The organism is Bradyrhizobium sp. UFLA05-89, assembly GCF_059803475.1.
This window is the reverse complement of the sequence record NZ_JBANBA010000001.1, coordinates 78,312-102,130: the sequence shown is the minus strand read 5'-3', so window position 1 is coordinate 102,130 and position 23,819 is coordinate 78,312. Positions and strand designations below refer to the sequence as shown.

Below are 23,819 nucleotides of genomic sequence, written 5' to 3'. Positions count from 1 at the left end.
GCGGCTTCATCCGATCGAAGACCGTCCGATCCAGGCCCTGTTGAGGCATCGCGTCATCCAACCGGGTTTTGGCCTCCCGCGCAGCCGCGCTTGGGCTTCCTGATACGGACCGACATAGCGCAGGCGGGCCGGCAGCCGGGGGTAGATGTGTCGTATCCACTTGAGCGCGCGGTCCGCCGCCCTGTCGTCGGCTTCGTCACAAGCCAACCCAAAACCCGCGACCAGTTGTTCGGGCAACATCCGGACTGTCAGTGCCCGGTACCATTTGGGTGGCCGTAGCCAGGATCGTCCGACGCCCCCGAGAATTTGACCGGCCACCTCGCGCGCCGCGGTGCCGACGGTCAAAACCTCCGAGCGGGTCATGGCTTCAATGTAGGCGCGAAAGGATTGCCAATCCGCCGGCAGGTCGCTCGGGGTCAGCCCGAACATCGCTGCGAACAGCCGGCATTCGGCCCAGTATCGCTCGCGCTCGTCGGCCGAGAACGGCGGGAAGACAAGATCGTGCGCCATGACCGCGCTCTCGACGAGCGTGGCGTGAACCCAGCGCAGCGCCGCGACTTCATTGGCACAGTAGTGCGAATTCGCTTCAAACGACCCGATGGCATCCGGCAAGCGGCCGACGATCATGGCGTGACGGCGATGCAGCTTGCGGGAAGCCGTCAGCGCCTGATCGAGCGAGCCGAATACCATCGTAAACATGACATCGAAGGTTCGATGGAAGCGACCGATCGGATCGGCGAGCGTCCTGGAGTGCTCGGCAATGGCGGCAGCGACCCATGGATGGGCCAGTTGAAGCAGCAGCGCACGGCCGGCTCCGAGAAAGATCACGGCCTCTCGGTCAATTCGCCAGGTCAGTGAGGCCGGTCCAAAAATACCCGCCGTCGATCCAGCTGCCTTGCTCCTGATATGATCGAGCGCAGACTCCAGGTCGTTCTCGGAAATCACTTTGCAACATCCGCTTGGGGCCAATTGCGAAGGTCACGCGGATGAGCTGAATGGACTGCCCCGCGCTACTCCGCTGCGACCGGCAGGATATCAGGATTATCGTGCAACACCACTGCGCACGATGCCGCCGCGCGATCTGCGATCCTGACGTTTGCGCTCCGAAGCGATGCCTAGCGCTTCACTTCTGCCAAATCAGGCTGCGTCTCCTGCGGCGGTTCGTCATCTGCGATGGCGCGCCAGGCTGCGCCGTCGAGATCATCATACTGGCCGCTCTTGAGCGACCAGAGAAAGGCGACGAGGCCGGCAAGTCCGAGCCCCAGCGCCAGAGGGACGAGGATGATCAGGACTTCCATGATGCAATCCCCCGTGAGGCGCTGCGCGCGCGCAGCGCGTTCAGCATGACCAGGATGGACGATCCGCTCATCGCGGCCGCCGCGATCAACGGCGTCACGACGCCGCTGATGGCAATCGGCACCGCCAGGATGTTGTAGCCGATCGCGAGCCAGAGATTCTGCCGCATCAGATGCAGCGCCTTTCGCGCGTGGTCGACGGCGGTCACGACCGGCGCGAGCGGCTTGCCGAGGAAGACGAGGTCCGCGGTCGCCTGGCTGAGATGCGCGGCCGAGATCGGCGACATCGAGACATGGGCCGCCGCGAGCGAGGGCGCATCGTTCATGCCGTCGCCGACCATCAGCACGCGGGTGCCGCGCCGCTTCAGCTCCTCGATCCGCGCGATCTTGTCGGCCGGCGTGACACCGGCGCGCCACTCGGGAATCCCGAGCGCATCTGCCGCCGCCTTCACCGCCCGCTCACGGTCGCCAGAGAGGATCTCGACGCCGAGATTGCTGGCCTTCAGCGCCCCAATCACCGTGACCGCATCCGGACGCAGGGCCTGCCGCACCATGAAGATGAACTTTTCCGCCCCCCTGCTGAAGGCGACGATGGACGCTTCCGGGTCGAGATCGGCGCCGCTCTTCACGTGTTCCTCGGCACCGCAAAAAGACGGCCGCCCAAGGCGGATCTCGATGCCGTCGATGCTCGCGCGCACCCCCTGCCCGGCCTCCTCGACCGCGCCGACGATCGGCGATTTGGCGCGGGCAGCCTGCACCACCGCGGCCGCGACGGGATGATGGCTCGACAGCGCGAGCTGCCCGGCGAGCGCCAGGATATCGGCAGGGATCGCCGCCGCATTGACCACGTCGAGATCCGGCAATGTCAGGGTGCCGGTCTTGTCGAAGATGATGTGATCGGCCTCCGCCAGCCGCTCGATCGCGTCACCTGCGTTGAGCAGCACACCGGATTTGAACATCGCGCCCGAGGCCACCGTCTGCACCGTCGGGATCGCAAGTCCGAGCGCGCAAGGGCAGGTGATGATCAGCACGGCGACGCCGGTGACGATCGCGTCGTGCCAGCCTGCACCGGCCAGCACCCAGCCGAGGATGGTCAGGAGCGCGGTCGCATGCACCACGGGCGCATAGAGGCGCGAGGCACGGTCGGCGAGCCGCCGATAGCGCGAGCGCGCCTGGAGCGCGTTGTCGAGCAGGCGCGTGATCTCCGCGAGCAACGTCGCTTCCGACGCGGCCGAAACCCGCACCCGCAAGGCGCCGGAGACATTCATCGAGCCGGCATAGACCGGCGTGCCTCTGTCAGCCGTGACGTAAAGCGTCTCGCCGGTGATCAGACTCTGGTCGATCTCCGAACGACCCTCGATTACGGTGCCGTCGACGGCGCAGCGTTCGCCGGGTCGCAGCAGCACGATGTCGCCTGGATTGATCGCGGCGACCGGCACCTGCGAGATCTCGTCAGGGCCGACGAACTTTGCCGCAGTCTCGGCCTTCAGCGCCGCCAGATTGCCGGCGACCGCACGCGTCCGCCGGCGCATGTTCTGGTCGAGAAAGCGGCCGACCAGGAGAAAAGTCAGCAGCATGATCGCAGCGTCGAAATAGGCGTGCTCGGCATGATGGATGGTCTCGACCACGGACATGCCGAGTGCGAGGATCACCCCGATCGAGATCGGGACGTCCATGTTGGTGGTCTTCGCCGACACCGCGCGCCAGGCCGAGCGGAAGAACGGCTGGCCGGCATAGGCCGCGGCCGGCAGCGCGATCAGTGCCGACAGCCAGTGGAAGAAATCGCGCTGCTCGGGCAGCATGTCGCTGACATTGCCGGACCACACCGGGATCGACAGCATCATCACGTTCATGGTCGCGAACGCTGCAACGCCGAGGCAACGAAGCAGGAAGCGCGACTCCGCGACCTCGGTCGCCTCCGCGCTTGCCGTCTCGTAAGGATAGGCCCTGTAGCCGAGCTCTTCGAGCCGATCGATGAAGCGCGCAGGATCGAGCGTGCCCTCCTTCCATTCCAGCGCGACGCGGCGGTCGGTGAGGTTCACCCGCGCCAGCGTCACGTCGGGAATGGCGGAGAGACCGCGCTCGATCTTCGCCATGCAGCCGGCGCAGTGCACGCCCTCGACCGCGAGATCGATGTGCTGGAGCCCGTCACCCGCAGCACGAACATAATGGGAGAAATCGCGCGAGAGCTGCATGAGAAATTCCTTCAGTTCAGGATCACGCGATTGCGCGACGTGAACATGCGCTCGCCGCGCGCATCGCCCTCGAGCACGAGATCCCACTGGCCGGGTGCGACGGCGGTCGCGTTGCCGCCATAGACTCCGATGCCGATCTCGGCGAGCTCCACGGACAGGTCGGCGCGCTTGTCGGTCGGCCGCTCCAGTCGCCCTGAGAATTTCAGACCGGTGACCGGGCGGCCGGTGGCATCCCGGGCCTCGATCCGCACCGTCGCGCCGCCATCGGCACTGCGCTGGATCTTCGCGTCGACCTGCCATTTCCGCTCCGCCTGGCCCCGCGCCGCCGCGATCTCCCTCTCGTAGGTGAGACCGGCAGCATAGGGACTGTCGACGTCGGTGCCGGGAAGCGTCGCGATCGCAAGCTTCATCATGGTGGCGTTGACGCCGATTACGACGCCGAAAAACGCAACCAGGATGATGAGGACCGCGGTCCCGGTCAGTGGCTTCGGTGCGGCGGATGCCATGGCGAACTCCAAACGATGTTCTCAGGGCGCGACGAAATTGTCGGTGGCGGAGGCGACCTCGCCGAGCCCGATATCGGTGACGTGGAAATGGACCGGGATCGATTTCTCCGGATTGCTCTCGGCCGGCGCCGTCACCAGCAGCCGCAATTCCGCGGTCTGGTCGCGACCGATCACGACCATCGGCCGGTCCGGCGTGACGGAATCGACGCCGACGACATGGACCTTCGCATTCACCGGCCCGTCGACGTCAATCGCGATGACGCGGTCGAAGCCGCGCTTGTTGAGCAGCCGGACCGTGTAGGCGTTGCGAATCGAGCCGTCGCTCAGCTTGACGGCAATCGGGTTGCGGTCGTGCAGTACGTTGACGTCGAGCAGGCTGCGGGTCAGCAGCGCATAGAGCATGATGCCGCCGATGACCGCGATGATCGCGCTGTAGACGGTGGTGCGGGGCCGCACGATGCGATAGATCGGTGGCTTGCCTTCCTGGCGGCGCTGGATGTTGATGTCGTTGTCATAGGCGATCAGTCGGGTTGGCCGGCCGATCTTGGTCATCACGGTATCGCAGGCATCGATGCACAGGCCGCACTGGATGCATTCCATCTGCGGCCCGTTGCGGATGTCGATGCCGGTCGGGCAAACCGCGACGCACTGGTAGCAATCGACGCAGTCGCCGACTTGCTCGCCGAGCGCACGCAGCTCGGCGGCCTTCTTGACCGACGTGCGCTTCTCGCCGCGGTCGTAGCGGTAGGTGACGTTGAGCGCCCATTCATCGGTGAGCGCGGCCTGGATGCGCGGCCAGGGGCACATATAGGTGCAGACCTGCTCGCGCATGTAGCCGGCGAGCAGATAAGTCGTCGCGGTGAGGATGCAGATCCAGATATAGGCGATCATCGGCGCCTGAAACGTGACGAGCTGCTTCACCAGCGTTGGCGCATCGTTGAAATAGAGCACCCAGGCGCCGCCGGTCCACCAGGCGATCAGCAGCCAGATCGAATGCTTGAGCACGATCTCTGAGATGCGCTCGAGCTTCATCGGATCGGACGAGGCGTCCTTCTTCATGCGCTCGCGCCGATCGCCCTCGATCAGCCGCTCGACGGCGTAAAACAGGTCGGTCCAGACGGTCTGCGGACATAGGTAGCCGCACCAGATGCGGCCGCCGATGGAGTTCATCAGGAACAGCGCCACCGCGGCGACGATCAGCAGGCCGGTAAAGTAGTAGACTTCCTGCGGCCACAGCTCGATGAAGAAGAAGTAGAAGCGGCTGTTGGGCAGATCGATCAGCACGGCCTGGCTCGGGGCGCCCAGGCCGCGGTTCCAGCGCACGAACGGCAGGAAATAGTAGACGCCGAGGCAGAATGCCATCAGCCCCCATTTGGTCCGGCGGAACGTGCCCGAGACGCTTTGGGGGTAGACTTTCTTGCGGGAGGCGTAGAGCGGCCCGTAATCATCTTCCTGTGCGAGCTCGTTCGGGTTCACGGCCATGCTCATCGCTGAATCCGTTTGCAGGTACGATTGAACCTAGATCGAACTCCGACCGTGCAGTTGATCCAGCTCAAACGGGGGCGGGTTTCCCCGCCCCGTCTTTGCCTTCGCCGCGACGTTACTTGCCGCCGCCGAGCGAGTGGACGTAGACCGCCATCGCCTTGAGGGTGGCGGGATCGAGCCGTCCGTCCCACGCCGGCATGACACCGGAGCGGCCCTGGCTGATGGTCTCGATCAGGGTCGCCTCGTCCGAGCCGTAGAGCCAGATCTTGTCGGTCAGGTTGGGCGCGCCCATCTCCTGATTGCCCTTGCCGCCGTCGCCATGACAGGCGACGCAATTCTCAGTGAAGATCTTTTCGCCCTTGGCGGCGTCATAGCCCGGCCGGGTCGACAGGCCCGACAGCGAGCGGACGTAGTTGGCGACCGTGACGATCTCGTCGGGCTTCAGCACGCCATCCTTGCCGAAGGCGAGCATCTGGCCCTCATGGGTCTTGGCGTGACCGGACCGCGCGCCGAACTGGATGGTCTGCATGATCTGGTCGAGCGTGCCGCCCCACAGCCAGTCGTCGTCGTTGAGATTCGGGAAGCCCTTTGCGCCGGCTGCGCCGCTGCCGTGGCATGGCGCGCAATTGTCGCCGAATACGACCCTGCCCTTGGCACGCGCCAGTGCCAGCAGCGCCGGATCCTTCTCGATGTCAGCGAGGGGAGCGGCCGCCAGCGCCGCCATCTTCTCGCCGCGGGCGGCCTCGAGATTGGCGAGCTCCACCGCGAGGCTGGCGCGCGTCGAATAGCCGAGCAGGCCGGTGGTATTGCTCGAAATCAATGGCCAGGCCGGATAGACGATCCAGTAGCCGATCGCCCAGACGATGGTGAGGTAGAACGTCACCAGCCACCAGCGCGGCAGCGGCGTGTTCAGCTCCTTGATGCCATCCCATTGGTGTCCGGTCGTGGTCTTGCCGGAGACGCTGTCGAATTCACCGTGGTCGGTCATGATCCCTCACTCCTCGCGCAACGGCAGTCGCGCCGCCTCGTCGAAGGCGGCCTTGTTGCGCGGCCAGAATGCGTAGGCGACGATCGCGAGGAAGATCGCGACGAAGGCCGGCGTCCAGATCGTCGTCACGAGATCGGATGCAAAGTTATGGACTGTCAGAATTGCTTTCATCGTTCATGCCTTCTCAGCGGAGATTGGCTTTCTCGTTGTAGAGCTTGAAGTCGACGAGCGTGCCGAGCATCTGCAGGTAGGCGATCAGCGCGTCCATCTCGGTCGGGGTGCCCGGCTTGCCGTCGAAGTTGCGCACCACCGCCTTGGCGTAGCGCTTGGTGAAGGCATCGCTGCCGGCATTATCCGGATCGGCCTGCGCCTTCAGGTCGTTGGCCGCATTGGCGATCTGGTCGTCGCTGTAGGGCACGCCGACGGCCTTGAGCGTTCGCATGTGATCGGCAATCGTGGCGAGATCGACTTCGTTCTCGGCCAGGAACGGATAACCCGGCATCACCGACTGCGGCACGATGGCGCGCGGGTTGGTCAGATGGGTCACGTGCCAGTCGTCGGAATATTTGGCGCCGACGCGGGCAAGATCCGGTCCTGTGCGCTTGGAGCCCCACTGGAACGGGTGGTCGTACATGCTCTCGGCGGCGAGCGAGAAGTGACCGTAGCGCTCGACCTCGTCGCGCAAGGGACGGATCATCTGCGAGTGGCAGAGATAGCAGCCCTCGCGGACGTAGATGTTGCGGCCGGCGAGCTCGAGCGGCGTATAGGGCCGCACGCCGTCGACCACCTCGATCGTGCTCTTGAGGTAGAACAGCGGCGCGATCTCGACGAGACCGCCGATCGAGATCACCAGCAGGATGCCGACGACCAGGACGATCGAGTTCTTTTCGAAGATTTGGTGGCGTGTCCAGAATGACATTGCTGAGCTCCTCATTCCGCCGGCTGAAGAGCGACGGGCATCTGCACTTCCGCCTCGCCGACGCGCACGGTCATCCAGAGATTGTAGGCCATGATCAGCGCGCCGATCAGGAACAACCCTCCGCCGGCCGCGCGGATGATGTAGAAGGGATGCATCGCTTCCACGGTTTCGATGAAGGAATATTCGAGGAAGCCGAGCGAGGTGTAGGCGCGCCACATCAGGCCCTGGAGGATGCCGGACACCCACATCGCCGAGATGTAGAGGACGATGCCAAGCGTCGCGATCCAGAAGTGCCAGTTGACGAGCTTGAGGCTGTAGAGACCCTTACGATTCCAGGCCCACGGCACCAGGCAATACAGCGCGCCGAAGGAGACGAAACCGACCCAGCCGAGCGCACCGGAATGCACGTGGCCGATGGTCCAGTCGGTGTAGTGGCTGAGCGAGTTGACGACCTTGATTGACATCATCGGGCCTTCGAAGGTCGACATGCCGTAGAAGGCGACGGAGACCACGAGCATGCGCAGCACGGGGTCGGTGCGCAGCTTGTCCCAGGCGCCAGACAGCGTCATCAGGCCGTTGATCATGCCGCCCCAGGACGGCATCCACAGCATCACCGAGAAGGTCATGCCGAGCGTCTGCGTCCAGTCCGGCAGCGCGGTGTAGTGCAGATGGTGCGGGCCGGCCCAGATGTAGAGGAAGATCAGCGACCAGAAGTGGATGATCGACAGCCGGTAGGAATAGATCGGCCGCTCCGCGCGCTTCGGGATGAAGTAGTACATGATGGCGAGGAAGCCGGCGGTCAGGAAGAAGCCGACCGCGTTGTGGCCGTACCACCACTGGAACATCGCGTCCTGAACGCCGGCCCAGGCGACGTAGGATTTGGAGCCGAACACCGACACCGGCAGCGCGGGATTGTTGCCGAGATGCAGGGCGGCGATCGTCACGACGAAGGCGAGATAGAACCAGTTCGCGACGAAGATGTGCGGTTCCTTGCGCTTGATCACCGTGACGAGGAAGACCAGCAGATAGGTCACCCAGACGATGGTCAGCCAGAGGTCCGCATACCATTCCGGCTCCGCATATTCCTTGGACTGCGTAACGCCGAGCAGATAGCCGGTGCCGGCGACGAGGATGAAGAAGTTGTAGCCGACGACGACGAACCAGGGCGCGAGATCGCCGGCAAGCCGGACACGGCAAGACTTCTGCACGACGTAGAACGAGGATGCGATCAGCACGTTGCCGCCGAACGCGAATATCACGGCCGAGGTGTGCAGCGGACGCAGGCGGCCAAAGCTCGTCCAGGGCAGGTCGAAGTTGAGCGCGGGCCAGGCGAGCTGCGAGGCGATGATCAGGCCGACCAGGAAGCCGGCGATGCCCCAGAACATCGACATGAAGGCGGAGAACTTGATCGGCCCCATATTGTAGTTGGGCCGGCCGTTGATCTCCGCGGGCGGCAGCGCCGCCGGGCGCTCGAAGTAGCGGTTGAGAATGACGAAGACCGCCGCGATGCTCGCCGCAGCGCTCAGCGAGGCATGGAAGGCGAAGGGCGCATCGAGCGCCTTGGCTGCCGCGACCACACAGAGGAAGGCGGTGACTGCGAACACTGCCGCCAGGCCGCTTTCACCGATGGTCATGGATTTGGAAATGGAGGGCTGGCTCATGCGGATTCTCTCTGAAAGAACACGCAGCCAGAAACCATATCCATGCTCGCGGGGAATTGATTGAAATCAAGATAGTCGGATTTCCGGCGGCCCCGACCCAGGGGACATCGGGAAGCAATATCAGCCGCTTACGTACGGTTCCGCGCGCGTGACTGGACCCGGCCTCCGGCAAATTCACGGAGCCCGGATGTCGCAGAAATGAGCCAGCCGACAGGCTAGTCGCGCGCGGTCGCCTTGAGCGCGGTGATGACGTCCTCCCGCGCGATGATGCCGACGAGCTTCTGCGTTCCGTCGAGCACGATGATGCTCCGAATCCGGTGCTCGACCATGAGCTGGAGCACGCGGGTCAACCGCGTATCTGGATGAACGTAGATGAATTCCGGCGTCATGACGTCGCCGACCTTGCGATTCATCAGGTCGAGATAGCGCGGCACCATCTGGCTTGGCGTGAACGCAAAGCATTTCAGGATATCGAACTTGGTGACGATACCGACGACCTGCCCATCCTCCTCGACCGGATAGCCGTTGAAGTCGTCGCGCTCGAACATCTCGCTGAGCTCGAGCACGTTGAGATCGCGCACCACGGTCTTGACGTTGCGCGTCATGTAGCCGTCGGTGGTCTGTTCAAGGAATCTGTACACGGCGCGTCCTCTGATTGTCTTTCGGTCAAGGAGTCAGTGCGACAGCAGCACGCAGCGAGCTGACTGGGTGAGCAGATATTGCGTGACGCCGCCGAGGACCAATTCGCGGAACCGCGAATGGCCGTAGGCGCCGGCAACGATCAGGCCGGCTCCGACGTCGGCAGCCAACTTACCCAAATGGTCAGCCACGCTTTCGTTCCGGCCCGCTTCCGACACCCTGGCAGTGGCCGTGACGCCATGGCGGGCGAGCCAGGAAACGACGTCGGTGACGGAGGCCAGCACCGCCGGACGATCGTCATCCGGCTCCGGAATCGCAACGATCGTGATCTCCCTCGCCTTGCGCAGCAGCGGCAGTGAATCGACGAGCGCACGCCGCGCCTCCGGCGTATCCTTCCAGGCCGCCAGCACGCTGCGTAGATCGAGCCAGTTGAAGCTGTCAGGCACGACCAGCAGCGGACGGCCGGCCTGCATCACCAGATCCTTGGGGCTCGCAAGCGAGAAGGCATCCGCGAAAGCCGGGCTCTGCCCGCCGCTGACGATGATGTCGGCGCAACGCGCCTGCTGCAGCGCGTAACGCGCCGGGAAATCGACCGCGCCGCGCCACTCGACGCGCCCGCCGCGATTCCTGGTTGCAGCACGGAATTGTCCCTCCAGATCGGCAAGGCGCTGCCGGACCGAGGCCTCGCCCTGGTCGATCAGACGCTGCGCCTCGGCGCCGTCAGTGAAATAGAGTGGCGGCGCGAATTGCGCCGCGGCAACTCCGACGATCGCCGCCTCGAATCGCTCCGCGAGCTCGCCCGCGGCCTGAAGCCTCGCCTCATTGGGCTGACCAAGCGCCAGGCTGACCATGACGGTCGCGTATGTCATTCCAAGTCTCCCGAGCTTGCAGATCGCAGCCATGCTAGGCGCACCGCGGCGGGCGCGGGATGAGATAGATCAAGCCGGCAAACGGTTCGGGCCGCCGCTGGACTGGTCAACCGGTCGCGAGGTAACCGATCGCCGAACTTGCCTCCGGGGCGGCCATGCGCGAAATTGCGGTCGCGGAACCGCGCCCCGGACCACAACGCAAGGATGGAAGCAAATTGAGCCCGACCCGCGTAACTCATCCGGCAGATGACGGTCGGGGCGAACATTTCCGGGTGCGGATCGAGGGATTCGGCGTCGGCACCTGGGACCTCGACCTCAAGACGCAGGAATTCGAGTGGTCGGATGCGGCCGGGGCGATGTTCGGCGTCGCCCGCAACCAGCCGATTACCTATGAGCTTTTCCTGTCACGCCTCGAGCCGAGAGACCGCGAGCGCGTCGAAGCCGCGATCGGGCGCGTCGCCGAGCGCGGCGGCGGATTCGACGTGTCTTTCCGGATCGCCGATTCCGGGAGAGGACAATGGATCAGGGCCCGCGCCGGCCTGATCCGGGACGAGGCCGGTAGCGCGCGGCATCTGAGTGGGATCTTTCTCGACATCGACGAGGAGAAGCAGGTCGAGGAAGCGCTGCGCACCCGCGAGACCCATCTCCGCTCGATCCTGCACACGATCCCCGATGCCATGATCGTCATCGACGGCCATGGCATCATCCAGCTGTTCAGCACGGCCGCCGAGCGCCTGTTCGGCTATTTGGAGCATGAGGCGATCGGCCAGAACGTCAACATCCTGATGCCCGATCCCGACCGCTCCCGCCACGACAGCTATATCGCCCGCTACCGCACCACGCGCGATCCCCACATCATCGGCATCGGCCGCATCGTCACCGGCAAGCGGCGCGACGGCACGACGTTTCCGATGCACCTGTCGATCGGCGAGATGCAATCCGGCGGCGAGCCTTATTTCACCGGCTTCGTCCGCGACATGACCGAGCACCAGCACACCCAGGCGCGGCTCCAGGAGCTGCAGTCCGAGCTCGTCCATGTCTCGCGCCTGAGCGCCATGGGGGAGATGGCCTCGGCGCTCGCTCACGAGCTCAACCAGCCGCTGGCGGCCATCAGCAACTATATGAAGGGCTCGCGCCGGCTGCTGGCAGGCAGCAGGGATCCGAATATCGAAAAGATCGAGAGCGCGATGGACCGCGCCGCCGAGCAGGCGCTGCGCGCCGGCCAGATCATCCGCCGCCTGCGCGACTTCGTCTCGCGCGGCGAATCCGAGAAGCGGGTCGAGAGCCTCTCCAAGCTGATCGAGGAAGCCGGCGCCCTCGGCCTTGCCGGCGCGCGCGAGCAGAACGTTCAGCTCCGCTTCAATCTTGATCCAGAGGCCGACCTGGTGCTGGCCGACCGCGTCCAGATCCAGCAGGTGCTGGTCAACCTGTTCCGCAACGCGCTGGAGGCCATGGCGCAATCGCCACGGCGCGAGCTCGTCGTGACCAACACCGAGGGGGTCGACGACATGATCGAAGTGGAAGTCGCTGACACCGGATCCGGCTTCCACGACGACGTGATACCGAACCTGTTCCAGACCTTCTTCACGACGAAGGAGACCGGCATGGGCGTGGGACTTTCCATCAGCCGCTCGATCATCGAGGCTCACGGCGGCCGCATGTGGGCCGAGAGCAACGCATCGGGCGGCGCGACGTTTCGCTTCACCTTGCCGGCAGCCGACGAGAACTGATCAATGACCACCAAAGGACATGTCTACGTCATCGACGACGACGAGGCGATGCGGGATTCGCTGAAGTTCCTGCTGGATTCGTCCGGCTTCAGTGTCCGATTGTTCGAGGCGGCGCAAGGCTTTCTCGATGCGCTGCCGGGTCTCCCCTTCGGCTGCGTGGTGTCCGACGTGCGCATGCCCGGGCTTGACGGGATCGAGCTCCTGAAGCGCATGAAGGCCACGCAAAGCCCATTCCCGATCCTGATCATGACCGGTCATGGCGACGTTCCACTGGCGGTCGAAGCCATGAAGCTTGGCGCCGTCGACTTCCTCGAAAAGCCGTTCGATGACGATCGCCTGATCGCGATGATCGAAACCGCGATCCACCGGGCCGAGCCTGCTGCCAAGAGCGAGGCAATCACGCAGAACGTCGCCGCGCGTCTGGCCTCGCTCAGCCCGCGCGAGCGCCAGGTCATGGAGGGGTTGATCGCGGGCCTCTCCAACAAGCTGATTGCCCGCGAATACGACATCAGCCCGCGCACCATCGAAGTCTACCGGGCGAACGTCATGACCAAGATGCAGGCTGGCAGCCTGTCGGAGCTGGTGCGGCTGGCGATGCGCGCCGGCATGCTCAAGGATTGAGCCGGCTTCGACTTGAGGCATGTCAAGTCCGTCTCCCCGTCGCGTGTTAGCAAAGTCGCATGACTGAGATCAGCTTACACCATAGGCGGGATCCAATGTCGTCCCCCCTCAAGCCCACCGTCTACGTGGTCGACGACGACGATGCCGTCCTGGGATCACTGCGATTCCTGCTCGAAACGGACGGCTTCGCCGTGCGGACCTTCAGGAATGCCACGGCATTGCTGAATACCCCGCACTCCCCTGGCGCGGACTGCTACGTGATCGATTACAAGATGCCCGATATCAACGGCGTCGAGCTCGCCAGGCGCCTGCGCAAGTCGGAGGGCGACACGCCCGTGATCCTGATCACGGGCTATCCGGACGAGAATATTTCGACCCGCGCCGCCGCGGTCGGGATCAAGGACGTGATCTTGAAGCCGCTTCTCGACGAGAATCTCATCAAGCGCATCCGCGGCGCCATCCAGCGCAAGCCCAACGGCTGACCTCGAGGACCGACCTACGGGAATCTACGTAGGTACACCCCCTTAAGATATCGCTCGAAATTTTCACGCCCCGAAACCCGCGGTAACCATCTGCCATCTGAAATGGAGATGGCCAAGATGCTCACCCAGTTGCTCAATACCCAGATTCACGGCAGCAAGATCGCCCCCGCCGCTCATCCAGTCTCCGATCAGTTCGGCGCCATCACCGGCCATGTCGGTCTTGTCGCCACCGAGTTCTCCTACCGCAAGGACGAGGAGATCTACGGCGAGGACGAGCCTGCTGAATACGTCTACCAGGTCGTCTCCGGCGCGGTGCGCAGCTACAAGCTCCTTTCCGACGGCCGCCGCCAGATCGGCGCCTTCCACCTTCCCGGCGACGTGTTCGGTCTCGAATCCGGCGCCACCCATCGCCTCGCCGCCGAGGCCATCATCGACACCACCGTGCGCCTCGTGAAGCGCTCCAGCCTCGAGAAAGCCGCCGGCACCGACGTGCAGGTTGCCCGCAAGCTCTGGGCGATGACCGCGGGCGAACTGCGCCACGCCGAGGACCACATGCTGCTGCTCGGCCGCAAGACCGCCATGGAGCGCGTTGCGACCTTCCTGCTCGAAATGGACCGCCGGCTCGCCGTCGCCGGCATGATGGCGCTGCCGATGTGCCGTCGCGACATCGGCGACTATCTCGGCCTGACGCTGGAAACGGTGTCGCGCGCGCTGTCGCAGCTTCATTCCCAGGGCATCCTGGGCTTTTCCGGCGCCCGTCAGATCGTGCTGCGCAACCGCCAGCGCCTGCACAATCTCGACGCCTGATTTCTTCCTCCCTGCCATCTTCCCAACTGGCCGGCCGAATCCGTTTCGGCCGGCCATTTTCTCATTCTCAACCTGCGCTGCGCCGCGTCTCCGGCATGACCAGGAGAATCAGGACGAGCCCAGCCGCGGCGACACAGGCTAGGCCGACGAAGGCGGTGCTGCTGCCGAACCTGTCGCTGATGAAGCCGCCGAGCACGGTGCTCAGCGACGCGCCGATGCCGGTCGCGGTTCCCACGACTCCCTGCGCAAGATTGAAATGGCCGCTGCCAAAGGCGACGTCGGCGACGATTAGTGGAATCATCACCGCGAACACCGCAGCCGTGATGCCGTCGAACACCTGCACCAGCACCAAGAGATAGGGGTCGCGGACGGTTGCGAACAAAAGCCCGCGAATCGCAAGCGCGCCGAACCCTAGCAGCAGCAGCGGCCGCCGGCCCCAGGCCTGCGCCTTGCGCCCGACCGACGGCGACATCAGCGCAACGATCGCCTGCGGCACGATGATACAGCCCGCGATCAGGACAGTCGCCCACTGGCTGGACCGCGTCGTCACCACGCTCGCCATCAAGGGCAGCATCGCCGCGTTCGCAAGCTGCAACAGCATCACACTGCAGGCGAAGATCAACAGCGGCCGCTGCCTCAGCAGATGCCACACATTCGTGTCCGCGCCTTCGGCGGCTTCGCGCGGCATTTCGCCATGCGCGCGCGCCACGTCGACCTCCTCCTCGCGGATCCGCGACAGGGCGATCAGGGTCGGGATAGCGAGCAGGAAGGTGACCAGGAACACCGAGCGGCTCGACAGCAGATAGCCGGCGGTGCCCATCACCGCGGCGGCGACGCCGTTGCCAAGCGATGCGAAGCGCGCGTTGCGGCCGAGCCGTTCGCCGATCGCGAACGGCCCGACAAGGCCGAGGCTGATCGCGGCGATCGCCGGCCCCAGCACGCAGCTCGCGGCCGCATGCAGGGTCGCCGCCGTCACCACGACCGGAAAGATCGGCATCGCCGCATACGCAAGCGCGCAGCAGCCGATGGTCGCGATGGCCAGCCCCGCGACCAGCCGCTCGGATTTCGCGGCGTCGATGATCGCGCCACCCGGCATCTGACCGATCAGGGCGACGATGCCGCCGATCGACAGCACGAGGCCGATCTCGACCTGCGTCCATTTCTGCGTCGTCAGATACACCGCGATGAACGGGCCAAAGCCGGTCTGCACGTCGGCCAGAAAGAAGATGAACCAGTCCAGCGCCCGCAGGCTTTGCTTTGACGGCACAGGTTGCGGAAGCGCAGGGACAGCGTTGCGGCTCTCAGGTGGGCCACGTTGATCGTTGCTCGGATGGCTCGGCTTCCTGGACAAGCGCACCGACAGTCTGCCCTCCCCTTTCCTTACGGAATGAACTGCAGCGGTTGCAGGGTGCCGGACGCACCCAGCACGACGATCGGTGTGTCCTCCTTGTACTCCGGCGCAGCCGCGACCTGGGCCTTGGTCAGCTCCAGGCTGATGCTGTCCTTCTTGTTGGCGATCTTGCCGAAGTGCAGCGCGTTCCAGTCGACCACGATCTTGCGGCTGCCGACGCCGAGGAAGCCGCCGAAATCGATCACCGCCGCGCGCACCTTGCCGGTGCGATCGACGACGACGTCGACGATGCGCCCCATGTCCTCATCGGCGGCGCTGCGCACGTCGCGCCCGAGCACGCCGTGCGCGTCGCTGGCACCGATGATGGTAACCGACGGCGGCGGCGGCGCATCCTTCGGCACCACAGGCGCGGCCGGGGCCGGCGATGGCGGAGCGTTCGGCTCGGTTTGCACCGCAGGCGGCTCCTCCGCCGCGTACGACATCGCAGGCGCGATGCTTCCCAGGATCACTGCGACCAGCATCAACCGCGTCATGGCGGGCATGCGACCTCCTCCGGCTGGCGATGCTAAAGCGCGATGAGATTGTGACGAATCGTCATCGCGCTTTAGGTTGTTGTTTGAGCATGATCTTTTCGGAAAACCGCTCCACACTTTTCCGGATCATGCCACTAGTGCGCCAGCACGATCGATACCTGGATCTGTCCGCGCGTGCGCAGCACCTCGAGCGCGACATCGGTGCCGTGGCGGCGGATCCGCAAATCGACGCTGGACGGGCCCAGTTGCAGGTCGTGCAGCACCACCTCGTTCAAAAACGCCGGCAGATGCGGATTGCGCAGGCGGATCTCGCTGCGCGCGACGTCGAACTCGATGCCGAGCGCAGCTTCCAGCAGCGTGAACGGCGTCGCGCTGGCCCAGGCCTGCGGCGCGCAGGCGACCGGATAGAGCGTCGGGCCGCGGCGCTTCTCGCGCCGGAAGCCGCAGAACAATTCCGGCAGCCGCCGGAGGTCCATATAGGTCGCGGCCTCGAACAGGCCCTTGAAGACGTGCGCCACCGAATGCTTCAGGCCGTAGCGCGCGAGCCCGAGCGCGATCAGCGCATTGTCGTGTGGCCAGACCGAACCGTCATGATAGGACATCGGATTGTATCTGATTTCGCCGAGCGCCACGGTGCGAATGCCCCAGCCGGAGAAGAAATACGGCCGCATCAGGTCGGCAGCGACCTTGCGCGCGCGGTCCTCCCTGATCATGCCGCTGAACAGGAGCTGGCCGGCATTCGACGTCCGCACCTTGCAGGGCCGCTTGGCGCCGTCGAGCGCGAGCGCATAGGTGCCGAGCTCCTCGCACCAGAACGCGTCCTCAAAGCGTGCGGCGAGCGCCTTTGCCTCGGCCTCCAGCTTCCTCACCTTGTCCGGCTTGCCCAGCCGCAGGGCGCAGCGCGCGGCGAGCTGCTTGGCGGCAAACACATAGCCCTGCACTTCGGCGAGAGCGATGTAGCCTTCGGCGAGCGTGCCGTCGGCATGGAAGATCGCATCATAGGAGTCTTTCCAGCCCTGGTTGGCAAGGCCCTGCTCCGAGGCACGCTGATATTCGACGAAGCCGTCCTGGTCGGGATCGCCGGGTCCGTCGATCCAGGCCAGCGCGGCTTCGATCGCAGGCCACAATTCCAGCAGCGTCTCAACATCGCCGGTGCGCTCGAAATAGTGGCCGGCGAGCAGCACGAACAGCGCGGTCGAATCGACGCTGCCGTAATATTGCGCGAACGGCACCTCGCGCAGCGCCGCCATCTCGCCGCCGCGCATCTCGTGCAGGATCTTGCCGGGCTCGGCGTCGGCGAGCGGGTCAGTGGCCTTTGCCTGGAAGTGCGCGAGTCGCCGCAGCACGCCCCTGGCGACCCGCGGATCGATCCACAGCATCTGCAAGGCCGTGATCAGGCCGTCGCGACCGAAGGTCGTCGAGTACCAGGGAATGCCGGCATAGGGATAGCGGCCCTGCGGCGTATCCGTCATCAGCATGTTGAGGTCGGCCATCGCCTGGCACAACACCTCGTTGAAGATGTTGTTGGAGGTCTCGATGCTGGTTGCCCCCGCCGTACAGGAGCGCATTTCGCGGCGATGCGCCAGCATGGCCGGAAAGAACCGCACTGGCTTGAGTGTTTGCGGCCGGTTGCAGGACACCGCCACGAACAACGACTTCGTATGATGCGGCTCGAGCTCGAGCTGCCAGGTGGCGGCATTGACCGAGAGCCGGGTTGGCCTTGGATCGAAATGCAGCCCCGTCGTGCGCTGCGCGTCATCGAGGCCCCGATATTCGAACAGGACGTCGGTCGGGCCAACCAATTTGCTCGCGCCGGTCCCCCGACGCAGCCGCTTCTCGCCGCGCACCTCGAACAGATCCGCGAAATCGCTGTCGAACAGCAGCGTCAGCTCGAAGCTCGCCGGCCGGTCGCCATGGTTCTGCAGGCCGATGCGCTGATAGGCCGTGCCGCGCCACAGGAACACCGTGCGCACGATGTGCAGCAGGTCCTTCTGGAGGACGATGCGGCCATTGCGGTAGATATCGGGATTGGTGAGATCGACGGTCAGAGCCGAGTTGTCGTCACGCAGGTTCGAGCCGAGCAGCAACGGCTGAAGATCGTCGAGCACGAGCTCGAGCCGCGCGAGATAGCGCGTGTCGCAGTTGAACAGGCCGTCCGGACCACCGGCGGACGCGCCGATATCGCCATGGCTGTCGAGCACGATGAAGGTGTCGTCGTGCTTGAGCGACCGCCGCGGCCGCGCCGCAGGTCCCGTCATGGGAATGTAGAACGGCTGCTCCTCCACCACTTCCACGGTTCGCGATGCCGCGACGAACTGGGTGACGACTTCGGCTGACATGCGCTATTCCCCTGCGCCGTTATCCAAAACGCAATCGACCTGAACGCGACTAGCGACTTACGCGGCGAACTTCGAGAGCCTGTTCATCTCCTGTGTGACCAGCTCGCGGTAAGGCCCGTGGTTCTGCATCAGGCGGTCGGGCGATCCGTCCTCTATGATCTTGCCAGCCTTCAGCACCACCACCCGGTCGAAATTGCGCAGGGTTGCCAACCGGTGCGCGATCGCAATCACGGTGCGGCCGCGCATCAGGCGCGACAACGCCTCGCGGATCGCCTCCTCCGCCTCGCTGTCGAGCGCTGCGGTCGCCTCGTCGAGCAGCAGGATCGGCGCGTCCTTCAGGAAGGCGCGCGCGATTGCGATGCGCTGACGCTGGCCACCGGAGAGTTTCACGCCGCGGTCCCCGACCATGGTGTCGAGCCCCTCGGGCATACTCTCGACGAAATCGCAGCGCGCCGCGATCGCCGCGCGCAACACCTCGTCGTCGGTCGCGTTGGGCCGGCCGTAACGGATGTTCTCGCGGACCGAGCGATGAAACAACGAAATGTCCTGCGGCACCACGGAGATTGCCTCACGCAAGCTCTGCTGCGTCACCCGCGCGATGTCCTGGCCATCGACGGTGACGCTGCCGTCATCGACGTCATAGAACCGCTGCAACAGCGTAAACAGCGTCGATTTTCCGCCGCCGGACTGCCCGACCAGGCCGACGCGCTGACCGGGCTGCAGCCGCAGGCTGAAGCGCTCGAAGATCTTCGAAGCTCCGGGATAGCCGAATGTCACGTTGTTGAAGGCAATCGCGGCGCCGCGCTTGACCAGCGGCTCGGCTTCGGGGTGGTCACGCAATTCGTGCGGAACCAGGAGCGTTGCGATCGCCTCCGTCAGCCGCGCAACATGCTGGGTGACGTCGACCAGCGCGACCGCAAGATCGCGGGTGGCGTTGAGGATCGAGAGCCCGAGCGTGCAGACCAGCACGACCTCGCCAGTCGTCGCTTCGCCCTTCTGCCAGAGCGTGATGGCCCAGGCGAGCAGCGCGAGCGTCAGGACGACGGTGACCGCGGCGTGGGTCAGGCGCAGCTTTTCCAGGTAACGAAGACTGCGGCCGCGCGCCGTCAGTTCCCGGTTCACGGTGGCGTCGAAGCGCTGATGCTCGTGGGTGATGCCGCAGAATGCCCGCACCAGTGGCATGTTGCTGATGACGTCGATCATCTCGCCGTCGACGACGGCGGCCTTGTCGGCGAAATCGTCATGCAGCGGCTTGCCGGCTGCGGCAAGGTGGAACATCGCGATTACCATGCCACCGGCGATTACGATCAAACCCGCCGCCATATAAAGACTCACGGTTCCAATCAGCAGGATTGCCGCAATTGTGGCAATGCACGGCGGCAGGACATTCCAAACAAACATGTTCTCCACGGTGAACACGGCGTTGGAGGTGGCGGTGATACGACTGGTAAGCATGCCCGGCATGCGATCCGAGAAGTAGCTCGGCGCGTGACCGGTCAGATGCCGGAAGATGTCGCGACGCAGATCCCCGGTCACGCCGACAAAGGTGAAACTCGCTGTCCAACTTGCAATACGCCACAGGAAGTTATCGGCAGTGATCAGCGACATGAGGAAAGCGAATGACAGCCATACGCTTCCGCCATGAGAAGCGCCGGCAGACAGGCTGTCGACCAGCGATTTGACGCCATATTGCGTTCCCACGGAGCAGGCGACAGCCGCGACCACAGCGGTCAGGATCACCAGATGCGACGCCAGCCGCCGGCGAAGATAGCGCAAAACAAAGGCAAACGGCCGCCTCGCGTAACCCGATAGTTGATCCATATGGCTGCCACCCCGTCATCTAAGCAATTGTCAGTCGTGCCTCGCGCGGCACTGGCTGAGTGAACATCGACCGGTTCGTTCCGGTTCCCTTGCAATGCGATCACGACATGACGATGCGGACGATCTGAGAAACAGTCGTGACATCATCAAGACCAGATTGCGGACGAGTCACGCCGCATTGCGGACGTGTCCAATAAGTAACCTTTGAAGTGTGGAACTTCGCAGATGCGGGAACGTTCCCATGGCTGGCATGCCGGTGCCGAAGTGAGCTGGGGTTCAACTTTCATGATCGCGACAAGGAGGATGGTGAGATGCGCATCGCGCAGGTAGCTCCGTTGACGGAGGCTGTTCCACCCAAGCTTTATGGCGGCACCGAACGGGTGGTGCATTGGTTGACGGAGGAACTGGTGGCGCTGGGACACGATGTAACCCTGTTCGCCAGCGGCGACTCGCATACCTCGGCCAAGCTCGACGCGACATGGCCCAAGGCGCTGCGCCTGGACGGCTCGGTGCGCGATCCCAACGCGCTGCACATGGTGATGCTGGAGCGGGTGCGGCAGAAATGCGACGAGGAGGAGTTCGACTTTCTCCACTTTCACCTCGATTACTATCCCTGGTCGCTATTCTATCGCCAGCCGACGCCATTCCTGACGACGCTGCACGGCCGGCTCGACCTGCCCGAGCATCAGCCGGTGTTCAATACGTTCTCTGAAATCCCGGTCATCTCGATCTCGAACGCGCAGCGGCGGCCGGTGCCGCAGGCCAATTGGGTGCGCACAATTCATCATGGCCTGCCGGAAAATCTGCTGACGCCGGCGCCTGCGAAGCAGGATTATCTCGCGGTGCTCGGCCGCATCGCGCCGGAAAAGGGCGTCGATCGGGCCATCAACATCGCGACGCGCTGCGGCATCCCGCTGAAGATCGCGGCCAAGGTCGATCGCGCCGACCAGGATTATTACGACGAGCTGATCCGACCGCTGATCGAGAACAATCCGCTGGTCGAATTCATCGGCGAGATCAGCGACCACGAGAAATCGGAGTTTTTGAGCGGCGCGCTCAGTCTTCTGCTGCCGATCGACTGGCCCGAGCCGTTCGGACTGGTGATGATCGAAGCCATGGCCTGCGGCACGCCGGTGATCGCCTTCAATCGCGGCTCGGCGCCGGAGATCATCGACGAGGGCCTGACCGGCTTCGTCGTCGAGGACGAGATCAGCGCGGTCGCGGCCGTCGGTCGCCTGCCGCAACTGAGCCGCAGCGCAATCCGCAAGCAGTTCGAAACGCGCTTCACCGCAAGGCGTATGGCGCTCGACTATCTCGCCGCCTACCGCGGCCTGATGGAGGCGACCGCGCCGAGGATCAAGCTGGTGAGCAGCGCGGAGTAGCGCCGCGCTTCCACGTTCTCCGCTGTCACTCCCCGCGAAAGCGGGGAATCCAGTATGCGGCCGCCTCCCCATATTCCTCGCTGTCTCTGGAATACTGGATCGCCCGCCCCAGTGCGCAATTGCGCACAAGGCGGGCGATGACACCGAGATCGGCGATAACAGAGAACGTGTGGCGCGTGCCGCCTACGTCACCACCACGCGCTTTGGCTCGACAATCTCGAACATGCGCGGAAATTCGTCCATCAGGGCCATCAGCTCGGCGAGGCGAAGCGCGTTGCCCGACAGCTTGATCTCGCCGGCGGCAACTGCCTCCGGAAATGTCGTGAGCTTGGCAATCACCTCGTCGAGCGTGGAACGGGAGAGCGTGAAGCTGGCGTCGGCTTTTTCCGACTGCGTGTCTTCGGTGTAAGTGAGCGCGGAATTCTCGAGATTGAGCGCGAAGGTCTCGCCGGTGTCGGAAAAGCTCCAGTTCAGCACGATGTGCTTGCCCTCCGCTTTCGGCCCGTTGAGACGAATGCCGAGCACGTCCCAGAGCTGGGAAGTGCGAAGTGCGGCCAGCGTCTCGCGCGGCATCGGCGGGCGTGGCGGGGTCTTCGGCATGCCCTGGCGCAGCTCCTGCGCGCCGAACAGATAGGCGTTGCGCCAGGTCGCGCTTTCCGCGGCATAGCCGAGCTGCTCCAGCGTGTCGGCGAGTAGGCTACGTGCCGCCACATGATCCGGCTCGGCGAAGACGAGGTGGCTCAGCGCCTGCGCCACGAAGCGAAACTCACCCCTGTCGAAGTCCTTCCTGGCTCGTGCGAGGATCGCGTCCGCACCACCCATATACTCGACATACTTCCTGCCGGATTCGACCGGCGGCAGCGGATCGAGATTGACGGGGTTCGCATCGTACCAGCCGAGGTATTTCTGGTAGATCGCCTTCACATTGTGACGGATGTGGCCGTAATAACCGCGGCCGTGCCAGGCGCCTTCCAGACTTTGCGGCAGCTTGATCGTCTCGGCGATCTCGGCTGCGGTCAAGCCGTGATTCATCAGGCGGATGGTCTGGTCATGCGCGAACTTGTAGAGGTCGCGCTGCTGGCGGATCATGGTGTCGATGCGCTCGCGCCCCCACACCGGCCAGTGATGCTGGCCACACATCGCCTCCGCCTTGCCGCCCCACAGAGAAAGCGCCTCATTCAGGTATTTCGACCAGGCCAGCGCATCGCGCACGTCGGCGCCGCGGAACGGCAACAGATTGTGGAAGTTATGCGTGCAGTTCTCAGCTAAGTTCAAAACATTGTAGCGCGGGATGAAGAAGTGCATCTCGGCCGGTGCCTCGCTGTTCGGCGCCATCTGGAACTCGAATTCGACGCCGTCAATCACCCGCGTGTCGCCGGTCGCCATGATCAGGTCGGTCGGACGCAGCAGCGCCACTGAACCAGCCGCCATCGACTTGCCAAGACCGCAATCGACCTGCCCGCGCGGCCCCTTGGTGAGGAACGGCCCGAACTGATATTGCGCCCGGCGCAGCATCGCGGGGCCAGCGATGATGTTCTCGGAGACCGCGTGCTCCATGAACATGTTCGGCGCGATGATCGGCACGCGGCCCGTGGCGAGCGCGTCCTCCTCCAGAACGCCGCGCGCGCCGCCCCAGTGATCGGTATGGGTATGGGTGAAGATGACCGCTGCGACAGGCCGTAGGCCGCGATGCCTGAAATAGAGATCGAGCGCGGCGCGGGCGCCTTCGATCGAGGTCAGGGTATCGACCACGATGACGCCGCTGTCGCCTTCGATCAGCGTCATGTTGGCGATGTCGAGCCCGCGCACCTGATAGACGCCGGGCACCACCTCGAACAGGCCGTGGTGCATGTTGAGGCGCGACTGGCGCCACAGGCTCGGATTGACCGTCGGCGGCGCCGGCTCGGCCGACAGGAAGCTGTAGGGCTCGAAGCTCCAGACCGTCCGGCCTTGCGGGTTGGTGATCTTCGCATTCTCGATGGTGCCTAGAAAGCCGCGTGTAGCGTCTTCGAAATCCCGCGTGTCGGAAAACGGCAGCGCGCTCAGCATCGCCTCGTGCTGCGCGATGACGGGCGACGTTGCATCTTTCGGCTCGCTGCTCGCGATCTCGGTCATCGGGCCGGCTCCCTCCTGATTTGGTCGGGCGCCATCTAAGCGCATTCGCGCGCTGGTTCCAACAGCCCGCGACCGGCAATG

General features: G+C 64.5%; 21 protein-coding genes. 5 read left to right on the top strand and 16 right to left on the bottom strand.

Annotated elements, in window-relative coordinates; translation table 11 throughout:
• Positions 1 to 6: 6 nt before the first annotated feature.
• The 11 genes from SO139_RS00455 to SO139_RS00405 form a co-directional block, all read right to left on the bottom strand.
• Complete coding sequence (locus SO139_RS00455) at positions 7 to 945, bottom strand: oxygenase MpaB family protein (RefSeq protein WP_449379520.1); 939 nt, start codon at positions 943 to 945, stop codon at positions 7 to 9.
• A gap of 170 nt (positions 946 to 1,115) precedes the next feature.
• The gene (gene ccoS, locus SO139_RS00450) at positions 1,116 to 1,298 is read right to left on the bottom strand and encodes a cbb3-type cytochrome oxidase assembly protein CcoS (RefSeq protein ID WP_449379521.1); all 183 of its coding nucleotides are present in this window, start codon (positions 1,296 to 1,298) and stop codon (positions 1,116 to 1,118) included.
• On the bottom strand, positions 1,286 to 3,490 hold the full coding sequence (locus tag SO139_RS00445; RefSeq protein ID WP_498539496.1) for a cation-translocating P-type ATPase: 2,205 nt from the start codon (positions 3,488 to 3,490) through the stop codon (positions 1,286 to 1,288). The genes ccoS and SO139_RS00445 overlap by 13 nt, the downstream gene beginning before the upstream one ends.
• Before the next feature lie 11 nt (positions 3,491 to 3,501).
• On the bottom strand, positions 3,502 to 3,996 hold the full coding sequence (locus tag SO139_RS00440) for a FixH family protein (RefSeq protein ID WP_498539495.1): 495 nt from the start codon (positions 3,994 to 3,996) through the stop codon (positions 3,502 to 3,504).
• Between the two features lie 21 nt (positions 3,997 to 4,017).
• The gene (gene ccoG, locus SO139_RS00435; RefSeq protein WP_498539494.1) at positions 4,018 to 5,484 is read right to left on the bottom strand and encodes a cytochrome c oxidase accessory protein CcoG; all 1,467 of its coding nucleotides are present in this window, start codon (positions 5,482 to 5,484) and stop codon (positions 4,018 to 4,020) included.
• Positions 5,485 to 5,596: 112 nt separating this feature from the next.
• Complete coding sequence (gene ccoP / locus SO139_RS00430) at positions 5,597 to 6,469, bottom strand: cytochrome-c oxidase, cbb3-type subunit III (protein ID WP_449379525.1); 873 nt, start codon at positions 6,467 to 6,469, stop codon at positions 5,597 to 5,599.
• A gap of 6 nt (positions 6,470 to 6,475) precedes the next feature.
• Complete coding sequence (locus SO139_RS00425) at positions 6,476 to 6,640, bottom strand: cbb3-type cytochrome oxidase subunit 3 (RefSeq protein WP_449379526.1); 165 nt, start codon at positions 6,638 to 6,640, stop codon at positions 6,476 to 6,478.
• Between the two features lie 13 nt (positions 6,641 to 6,653).
• Positions 6,654 to 7,388 carry a cytochrome-c oxidase, cbb3-type subunit II gene (gene ccoO / locus SO139_RS00420; RefSeq protein ID WP_449379527.1) on the bottom strand — a complete coding sequence of 245 codons (735 nt, stop codon included), beginning with the start codon at positions 7,386 to 7,388 and terminating at the stop codon, positions 6,654 to 6,656.
• Positions 7,389 to 7,399: 11 nt separating this feature from the next.
• Positions 7,400 to 9,049 carry a cytochrome-c oxidase, cbb3-type subunit I gene (ccoN, locus tag SO139_RS00415; protein WP_498539493.1) on the bottom strand — a complete coding sequence of 550 codons (1,650 nt, stop codon included), beginning with the start codon at positions 9,047 to 9,049 and terminating at the stop codon, positions 7,400 to 7,402.
• A 215-nt stretch (positions 9,050 to 9,264) separates the two neighbouring features.
• A complete protein-coding gene (locus SO139_RS00410; RefSeq protein ID WP_449379529.1) occupies positions 9,265 to 9,690 on the bottom strand; it encodes a CBS domain-containing protein in 426 nt (141 codons plus the stop codon).
• 33 nt (positions 9,691 to 9,723) lie between these two features.
• A complete protein-coding gene (locus tag SO139_RS00405) occupies positions 9,724 to 10,557 on the bottom strand; it encodes a universal stress protein (protein ID WP_498539492.1) in 834 nt (277 codons plus the stop codon).
• A gap of 215 nt (positions 10,558 to 10,772) precedes the next feature.
• Here SO139_RS00405 and fixL point away from each other — a divergent pair, with 215 nt between their 5' ends.
• From fixL to SO139_RS00385, 4 genes are all read left to right on the top strand, one after another.
• Entirely contained in the window at positions 10,773 to 12,287 is a 1,515-nt protein-coding gene (gene fixL / locus SO139_RS00400; RefSeq protein WP_498539491.1) for a sensor protein FixL, read from the top strand.
• A 3-nt stretch (positions 12,288 to 12,290) separates the two neighbouring features.
• Positions 12,291 to 12,908, top strand: a complete 618-nt coding sequence (gene fixJ, locus SO139_RS00395; protein ID WP_498539490.1) for a response regulator FixJ — start codon at positions 12,291 to 12,293, stop codon at positions 12,906 to 12,908.
• A 59-nt stretch (positions 12,909 to 12,967) separates the two neighbouring features.
• Positions 12,968 to 13,390 carry a response regulator gene (locus tag SO139_RS00390; protein WP_449379533.1) on the top strand — a complete coding sequence of 141 codons (423 nt, stop codon included), beginning with the start codon at positions 12,968 to 12,970 and terminating at the stop codon, positions 13,388 to 13,390.
• A 117-nt stretch (positions 13,391 to 13,507) separates the two neighbouring features.
• Complete coding sequence (locus tag SO139_RS00385) at positions 13,508 to 14,197, top strand: helix-turn-helix domain-containing protein (RefSeq protein ID WP_449379545.1); 690 nt, start codon at positions 13,508 to 13,510, stop codon at positions 14,195 to 14,197.
• A 67-nt stretch (positions 14,198 to 14,264) separates the two neighbouring features.
• Here SO139_RS00385 and SO139_RS00380 read toward each other — a convergent pair whose 3' ends face one another.
• The 4 genes from SO139_RS00380 to SO139_RS00365 all read right to left on the bottom strand — a co-directional run bounded on the left by SO139_RS00380 (position 14,265) and on the right by SO139_RS00365 (position 20,241).
• Positions 14,265 to 15,554: an MFS transporter gene (locus SO139_RS00380; RefSeq protein ID WP_449379534.1), complete on the bottom strand. Its 1,290-nt coding sequence runs from the start codon at positions 15,552 to 15,554 to the stop codon at positions 14,265 to 14,267.
• A gap of 23 nt (positions 15,555 to 15,577) precedes the next feature.
• Positions 15,578 to 16,090 carry a PRC-barrel domain-containing protein gene (locus SO139_RS00375; protein ID WP_449379535.1) on the bottom strand — a complete coding sequence of 171 codons (513 nt, stop codon included), beginning with the start codon at positions 16,088 to 16,090 and terminating at the stop codon, positions 15,578 to 15,580.
• Positions 16,091 to 16,215: 125 nt separating this feature from the next.
• The gene (locus SO139_RS00370; RefSeq protein ID WP_498539489.1) at positions 16,216 to 18,420 is read right to left on the bottom strand and encodes an amylo-alpha-1,6-glucosidase; all 2,205 of its coding nucleotides are present in this window, start codon (positions 18,418 to 18,420) and stop codon (positions 16,216 to 16,218) included.
• Between the two features lie 57 nt (positions 18,421 to 18,477).
• Complete coding sequence (locus SO139_RS00365; protein WP_474798171.1) at positions 18,478 to 20,241, bottom strand: ABC transporter ATP-binding protein; 1,764 nt, start codon at positions 20,239 to 20,241, stop codon at positions 18,478 to 18,480.
• Between the two features lie 311 nt (positions 20,242 to 20,552).
• Here SO139_RS00365 and SO139_RS00360 point away from each other — a divergent pair, with 311 nt between their 5' ends.
• A complete protein-coding gene (locus tag SO139_RS00360) occupies positions 20,553 to 21,623 on the top strand; it encodes a glycosyltransferase family 4 protein (RefSeq protein WP_449379538.1) in 1,071 nt (356 codons plus the stop codon).
• 183 nt (positions 21,624 to 21,806) lie between these two features.
• On the opposite strand, the gene SO139_RS00355 is transcribed toward SO139_RS00360, so the two are convergent.
• Entirely contained in the window at positions 21,807 to 23,738 is a 1,932-nt protein-coding gene (locus SO139_RS00355) for an alkyl/aryl-sulfatase (RefSeq protein WP_498539488.1), read from the bottom strand.
• Positions 23,739 to 23,819 lie beyond the last annotated feature (81 nt).